This window comes from Actinomadura rugatobispora (assembly GCF_042656285.1).
Classification (GTDB): Bacteria; Actinomycetota; Actinomycetes; order Streptosporangiales; family Streptosporangiaceae; genus Spirillospora; species Spirillospora rugatobispora.
Genome location: NZ_JBHSON010000262.1, coordinates 1 through 820, shown reverse-complemented (window position 1 = coordinate 820; position 820 = coordinate 1). Strand labels below are relative to the sequence as shown.

The following is an 820-nucleotide window of genomic DNA, read 5'->3' as shown; positions in this document are numbered from 1 at the left end:
CGTCGGGCTGGTGCTGCTGGAGCGGTTGTCGGACGCCGAGCGCAACGGTCGGCGGATCTTGGGGATCGTGCGTGGTTCGGCGGTGAATCAGGATGGTGCGTCCAATGGGTTGACGGCGCCGAATGGTCAGGCTCAGCAGCGGGTGATCCGGTCGGCGCTGGCGAGTGCGGGCTTGTCGGCCGGTGATGTGGACGTGGTGGAGGCGCACGGTACCGGGACGGTGCTGGGTGATCCGATCGAGGCGCAGGCGGTCTTGGCGACCTACGGCCAGGACCGGGAGCGTCCGCTGCTGCTGGGGTCGGTGAAGTCGAACATCGGTCATGCTCAGGCGGCATCAGGCGTGGCCGGTGTGATCAAGATGGTGATGGCCCTGCGGCACGGTGTCGTCCCCGCGACGCTGCATGTCGACGAGCCGTCGCCGCATGTGGAGTGGACGGCCGGGAGCGTCGAGCTGGTCACCGAAGCGCGCCCGCTGCCCGAGCTCGACCGGCCCTGGCGTTCGGGCGTCTCCTCGTTCGGGATCAGCGGGACCAATGCCCACGTGATCATCGAGCAGGCCCTTGAGCCGGACGAGAGCCCGGCTCCGTCCGAGTCGCCGTCGGTGTGGCCGTTCGTGGTGTCGGGCAAGTCGGACGGGGCGTTGCGGGCGCAGGCGGCGCGGTTGCGTGAGTTCCTGACGGCCGATCCTGGGGCGGGTCTGGGGGATGTGGCGTGGTCGCTGGCGTCGGCGCGTGCGGGGTTGGAGCATCGCGCGGTCGCGGTTGCCGGTGATCGTGCGGGGTTGCTGGATGCGCTGGCCCGGATCGCCACCGGTGAGCCT

General features: G+C 70.2%; 1 protein-coding gene. It reads left to right on the top strand.

Annotated features, from left to right (window positions below; translation table 11 throughout):
* Positions 1-820: ketoacyl-synthetase C-terminal extension domain-containing protein (locus tag ACFPZN_RS56230; RefSeq protein WP_378293658.1), on the top strand; the 820-nt coding region annotated here is incomplete at both ends.